Source organism: Dietzia sp. DQ11-38-2 (assembly GCF_014145055.1).
Lineage (GTDB): Bacteria > Actinomycetota > Actinomycetes > Mycobacteriales > Mycobacteriaceae > Dietzia.
Map to the genome: position 1 here is coordinate 1 of NZ_JAALDW010000292.1, position 5,642 is coordinate 5,642.

The 5,642-nt window shown below is 69.2% G+C and carries 7 protein-coding genes; 4 read left to right on the plus strand and 3 right to left on the minus strand.

Features of this window, described 5'->3' with window-relative positions; translation table 11 throughout:
* Positions 1-297, minus strand: a 297-nt coding sequence (locus G6026_RS10465) for a site-specific integrase (RefSeq protein WP_182613143.1), incomplete at its 3' end; no start/stop codon positions are given.
* A 60-nt stretch (positions 298-357) separates the two neighbouring features.
* Positions 358-1,020 (minus strand): GntR family transcriptional regulator, encoded by a 663-nt coding sequence (locus G6026_RS10470; RefSeq protein ID WP_107756637.1) that lies wholly within the window; start codon positions 1,018-1,020, stop codon positions 358-360.
* Positions 1,021-1,162: 142 nt separating this feature from the next.
* Here G6026_RS10470 and G6026_RS10475 point away from each other — a divergent pair, with 142 nt between their 5' ends.
* Genes G6026_RS10475 through madM form a run of 4 tightly spaced genes read left to right on the plus strand, consistent with a single transcriptional unit; the run spans position 1,163 to position 5,171 of the window.
* A complete protein-coding gene (locus G6026_RS10475; protein WP_107756638.1) occupies positions 1,163-2,464 on the plus strand; it encodes a malonyl-CoA decarboxylase family protein in 1,302 nt (433 codons plus the stop codon).
* Positions 2,461-3,981 carry an AMP-binding protein gene (locus tag G6026_RS10480; protein ID WP_182613144.1) on the plus strand — a complete coding sequence of 507 codons (1,521 nt, stop codon included), beginning with the start codon at positions 2,461-2,463 and terminating at the stop codon, positions 3,979-3,981. Before G6026_RS10475 ends, G6026_RS10480 begins: the two co-directional genes overlap by 4 nt.
* A gap of 22 nt (positions 3,982-4,003) precedes the next feature.
* Positions 4,004-4,411 carry a malonate transporter subunit MadL gene (madL, locus tag G6026_RS10485; RefSeq protein WP_107756640.1) on the plus strand — a complete coding sequence of 136 codons (408 nt, stop codon included), beginning with the start codon at positions 4,004-4,006 and terminating at the stop codon, positions 4,409-4,411.
* Position 4,412: 1 nt separating this feature from the next.
* Positions 4,413-5,171 carry a malonate transporter subunit MadM gene (gene madM / locus G6026_RS10490; protein ID WP_182613145.1) on the plus strand — a complete coding sequence of 253 codons (759 nt, stop codon included), beginning with the start codon at positions 4,413-4,415 and terminating at the stop codon, positions 5,169-5,171.
* A 20-nt stretch (positions 5,172-5,191) separates the two neighbouring features.
* Here the strand turns inward: madM and G6026_RS10495 are convergent.
* The coding region (locus G6026_RS10495; RefSeq protein WP_182613146.1) for a DNA-processing protein DprA at positions 5,192-5,642 on the minus strand (451 nt) is incomplete at its 5' end.

Genomic DNA, 5,642 nt, shown 5'->3' on the forward strand with positions numbered 1-5,642 from the left:
CGCGGCCACGCGCCGGGCGATGGTCGACCGGGCGGCACCGGCGCCGACCTGAGCGGCCAGCCACCCCCTGAGCGCGGGCAGGGTGAGTGATCCGGCGAGGTCGGCCGCGGTGTCCGGTCCGTCGCCGTCCGATCCGAGGTGAGCGAGCAACGCCCGCACATCGGAGCGGTACGACCGCGCGGTGGCCTCGGAGCGCGACCGTCCGGTCCTGAGATCGGTGACGTAGTCGTCGACGACGACCTCGAGGGCGGGCGGAAGAGAGCCGCGACCGTCTTTCGCGCCCGCGTTGTTCCCCATGAGTAACAATTGTCACTTGTGTCACCTCGGCGCGCAAGGCGTGCCTGAGCCGCGCACGGTCTAGTTCGAGGCGATGGTGCGCCAGATGCGCACGAGCTCGCTGAACTCCCGGACCTGGACCAAGACGTGGTCGCGGGCGGCATCCTCCGCCTTGTCCTGCTCGCCCCCCACGATCGCGTCGGCGATCGCCCGGTGCTCGGCGAGCGAGCGCCGCATCCGGTCCGGGACCCGCAGCTGGAGTCGCCTGTAGGGCTGCAGCACCTTCTTCAGATCGAATGACTGCCGGGTGAGGTACTCGTTGCCGCAGGATTCGTAGATCACCCCGTGAAAACGCGCGTTCGCGTAGTAGTAGCCGTCCGCGTCCGCCGCGATCGCGCGCTCCTCACATTCAGCGAGAGCGTCCTCCATGGATCGCACGGACTCCGGCCGGATCCGCCGGGCCGCGAGGCGGGCCGCCATGCCCTCCAGCTCCGCCATCACCTCGAACCGCTCCGCCAGATCGGTGACGCCGAAGTGCGTGACGAACGTGCCCTGTTTGGGCCTGATCTGCACCAGACCCGACCGCTCGAGCGCCTGCAGCGCCTCTCGGATGGGAGTGCGCGAGCAGCCGAACTCCTCCGCCAACCGCACCGGATCGAGGCGGTCGCCCGGCCGGTATCGGCCGTCGATCACAGCGTTCTCCAATGCGTCCCGTACCCGCTGGGACTCGGTCACCCGCACCATCGCCCACCTCCTCGAGGGCCAGAATATCCCGGCACCTCCTTGTGACCGCGCTCACAGTCTGATAGTAGTTGTGATGTATATAACAACGGATATGAAACACATATAGCCCCCGAACAGCCCGTATGCACTCCAGGAGGACGCCATGACCCCACTGACGCGACTCATGGACGCCTGCACCGAGCTCATGAGCGACATCGGAGAGGCGTCGATGCGGAACGTCGGGGACGGCCTGCTGCGGGCCTACCGAGAGCTCCCGGCGGATCGTCGCGTCGAGTTCTTCACTCATCTGGTCGAGAGCTACGGCGTCGACCCGCAGCGTGTCGAGCGGGCGTATGCGGCCTGGGCTGCGACCGGGCGCGACACGGCGCGGGCCGCGGCCGCGGAGATCGAGCTCGTCGACGCCGTCGAACCGCGTCGGCAGAAGCTCTTCCGCAGGATCAATCACGCCCCCGGGGCGACACACGCGCTCACCGAGCTGCGATCGGATCTGCGGGCGCTGCTCGCCGACCATCCGCACCTCCGCTCGCTCGACCACGACCTGCACCACCTGCTCGGTTCGTGGTTCAACCGCGGATTCCTCCGCATGGAGGAGGTCACGTGGGACTCCCCGGGCGAGTTGCTCGATCATCTGATCCGATACGAACAGGTGCACCCGATGGCCGGACTCGACGAGCTGCGCCGCCGCTTGCAGCCGGCCGACCGGCGGATGTACGCGTTCTTCCATCCGGCCACCGGCATTCGGCCGCTGATCTTCGTCGAGGTCGCCCTCACCCGGGGCGTCCCCGCCGACATCGCGCCCATCCTCCGCCCCGGACCCGCCCTCTCCGTGACGGAGGCCGACACCGCGGTGCTCTACTCGATCAGCAACTGCCTCGACGGGCTGGCCGGCGTGTCCCTCGGCAGCCTGCTCATCAAACACGTCATCGATGAGGTCGGCGACGCTCTCCCCCACCTGAGCACCTTCGTGACCCTGTCGCCGATTCCCGGATTCCGGCGCTGGCTCGACGCCCAGGACGATCCCCACCTCCGCGGTCTACGGCATCGCCTCGCCGCCCTCGACCTGACGCAGGAACCGGACCGGGATGACACGGCGGAGGTCGACGAGCTGCGCCCGCACGTGGTGGCCGCCGCGGCGCGGTACATCTGCCTGGTCAAAGACGACAGTGGCCGGCCACATGACCGGGTGGCCCGGTTCCATCTCAGCAACGGTGCCGAGGCCTGGCGGCTCAACTGGCCGGCGGACTGCTCCGCGAACGGGATCACCCAGTCGTACGGAGCGATGGTCAACTACCGCTACGAACCGGCCGAGCTCGAACCCCGGCACGAGAGGTTCGTGCGGCACGGCACCGTCGCCTCGAGTGACGCGGTCACCGACCTCCTCACGACCCACAGCGGGAGTTGCCGGCCGGCACCCCCGTCCAATGAAAGGAAGTCCCACCAGTGAGCACGTTCGAATCGGTTCTGGACTCGTTCCTCGGCCATGCCCGGCGGCGGCCCGACGCCGTCCTGTTCGACCTCCCCGGCGGTACCACGCTCGACTACGGCGCCACCGCGGATATCGTGCACCGCATCGCAGCCCGGTTGCGCGCGGACGGCGTCGAGCCCGGCGATCGGGTCGCGATGCAGGTGGACAAGTCGCCCGAGGCGATCGCGCTGTACCTGGCGACCCTGCAGGTGGGCGGGGTCTTCCTGCCCCTCAACACCGCGTACACCGGGCCGGAGGTGGACTACTTCCTCGGTGACGCGACGCCGCGCGTGCTCGTCTGCACGCCCGCTCGCGAGGCGGAGTTCCGCGACCGGGTGCCGGCCTCCACGATGATCGAGACGCTCGGCACCGAGGGCGACGGCAGCCTTCTCCGGTCTCGGGAGAACCACCACGACGTCCATCCGGCGGACCCCGGCTCCCCGGCCGCGATCCTGTACACCTCGGGTACCACCGGCCGGTCCAAGGGTGCGGTGCTCACCCACGGCAACCTGGCGTCGAACTGCGACGCTCTCCGCGAGTACTGGCGGTACACGGCCGAGGACCGGTTGATCCACGCGCTCCCGATCTTCCACATCCACGGACTCTTCGTCGCCGCGAATCTGACCCTCACCACCGGCGCGAGCATGCACTACCTGCCCAAGTTCGACGCGGACGCCATCGTCGACCTGATCCCGCGGTCGACGGTGCTGATGGGGGTGCCCACGTTCTATACGAGACTCGCCGCAGACTCCCGGGTCACCCCCGAGCTCTGCGCGGGGATGCGACTCTTCGTCTCCGGATCCGCTCCCCTCCTCGCCTCTGACCACGCGGCGTTCGGGGAACGCTCCGGCCACCGGATCCTGGAGCGCTACGGCATGACCGAGACGGGCATGAACACCTCCAACCCGTACGAGGGCGAGCGACGGCCGGGCACCGTGGGCCTGCCCCTGCCCGGGGTCGAGGTCCGGATCACCGACAGGGAGACCGGGGCCTCGCTCGCCAGAGGTGAGATCGGTGGGATCGAGGTGCGTGGGCCCAACGTGTTCGCCGGGTACTGGAACATGCCGGAGAAGACGGCGGCCGAGTTCTGCGAGGACGGCTTCTTCCGTACCGGTGACGTGGGCAGGTTCGACGACGACGGCTATCTCAGCATCGTCGGCCGCGACAAGGACATGGTCATCTCGGGCGGGTTCAACGTGTACCCGGTCGAGATCGAGGAACTTCTCGACGCGCAGCCCGCCGTCGCAGAGTCCGCGGTGATCGGGGTCCCCCACCCCGATCTGGGCGAGACCGTCGTCGCGGTGGTGGTCGCCGCGCCGGGGCAGACGCCCGACGAATCCGCCCTGATCGGGGCCGTCGCGGATCGCCTGGCGCGATTCAAGCAGCCCAAGGCCGTCCGCGTCGTCGAGGCATTGCCTCGAAACGTGATGGGCAAGGTCCAGAAGGCCGAACTGCGCACGCGGTACGCCGGCCTGTTCACCGACGACGGCGCCTGAGCGCCGGACCTGGAGAGAGATCATGGTCATCTACGGAGTGGCGATTCTCGCGGGGTGCACCCTCGCGGGCGCCGCGATCGGACAGTTACTCGGCGAGCTTCTCGGCGTGGACGCGAACGTCGGCGGAGTCGGCTTCGGCATGCTGCTGCTCATCGTCATCACCGACGTGATGCGGCGAAAGGGGCGGCTCCCACAGCCATCCGAACGGGGCGTCCTGTTCTGGAGCGCGATGTACATCCCCGTGGTCGTCGCGATGGCCTCGGTGCAGAACGTCTCCGCGGCGGTCTCCGGAGGCGCCGCGGCGGTCGCGGCCGGGCTCGCCGCGATGCTCGTCGGCGCGGCCCTCGTGCCGGTGATCTCCAGAATCGGACCGCCTTCCGCACCCCTGCCACCACTGGCCGATCCCGACTCGGCAGCTCAGGAGATCTGACATGGACACCGTCATCGACGTTCTGGAGTCCAACGGCTTGTTGTTCGCGTTCACCCTGGTCGGTGTGACGATCCTGATATCCGGCTGGCTCTCGAGAAAACTCACCCGGGGCATGCTGCACGGTTCGGCGATCGCGATCATCGTCGGTCTCGCTCTGGCCTACTGGGCCGGGCAACACACGGGTGGTGAGAAAGGGGTGGCGGACATCGCCCTCTTCGCCGGGCTCGGACTCATGGGTGGCGCGATGATCCGCGATTTCGCCATCGTCTCCACCGCGTTCGGGGTGGACCTGCGGGAGATCCGGAAAGCGGGGCTCGCGGGAGTGATCGCGCTCGTCGCCGGCGTGTGGGTGTCGTTCTTCGTGGGCGCCGCGCTGGCCTGGGGCTTCGGCTACACCGACCCTGAGTCACTCGCGACCATCGGAGCCGGCGCCGCGACGTACATCGTGGGGCCGGTCACCGGAACGGCGGTGGGTGCCTCCTCCGAGGTCATCGCACTCTCGGTCGCCGCAGGACTCATCAAGGCGGTCCTGGTGATGGTCGCCACCCCGCTCATCGCGCCGCTGATCCGGCTCAACAACGCCAAATCGGCGATGGTGTACGGCGGGATGATGGGGACCACCTCAGGCGTGGCGGGAGGTCTCGCGGCCACCGACGAGCGGCTGGTGCCCTACGGCGCCATGACCGCCACGTTCTACACCGGACTCGGCTGCCTCTTGGGGCCGTCGCTGTTCTACCTCGCACTGCAGGCGATCCTGTAACCGTCGGACGCGGGGCGCTGTCACGCCACCGGGATCGTCAGCTGGACGCCGCCGTCCCGGGATCTGCGCCACCCTTCGGGGCCACGGGACACGGCGCCCGCGGACAACAACCGGCCGAGAACCGTCCTGGTGACGATCAGCGGAGTCCCGGCCGACGCGGCGATCTCGGCCGGTGCCGCCCCACCCGTGATCGGCAGCGCCTCCAGGACCCGCCTGGTCACGTCATCCAACCCGTCCCAGGTGCTCGCATGCCCGGAGGGCGGTTCGGCGGTCTCCCCCATGTCGCCGGCCAGCTCGACCACGTCTGCGGTCCTGGTGACCAGCACCGCTCCCCTGTCCCGCGCGAGCAGATGGCATCCCACCGACGCGACCGAGGTGACCGGGCCCGGAACCACGCCCACAGGTCGGTCCAGGGCAGCGGCCCACGCGGCGGTGCTCAGCGCACCGCTGCGGGCGGCCGCCTCGACCACC

Excerpts from the sequence above, each read along its gene's own strand:
- madM (WP_182613145.1), top strand. The coding sequence starts at position 4,413 with ATGGACACCGTCATCGACGTTCTGGAGTCCAACGGCTTGTTGTTCGCG.
- G6026_RS10475 (WP_107756638.1), top strand. The coding sequence starts at position 1,163 with ATGACCCCACTGACGCGACTCATGGACGCCTGCACCGAGCTCATGAGC.
- madL (WP_107756640.1), top strand. The coding sequence starts at position 4,004 with ATGGTCATCTACGGAGTGGCGATTCTCGCGGGGTGCACCCTCGCGGGC.
- G6026_RS10470 (WP_107756637.1), bottom strand. The coding sequence starts at position 1,020 with ATGGTGCGGGTGACCGAGTCCCAGCGGGTACGGGACGCATTGGAGAAC.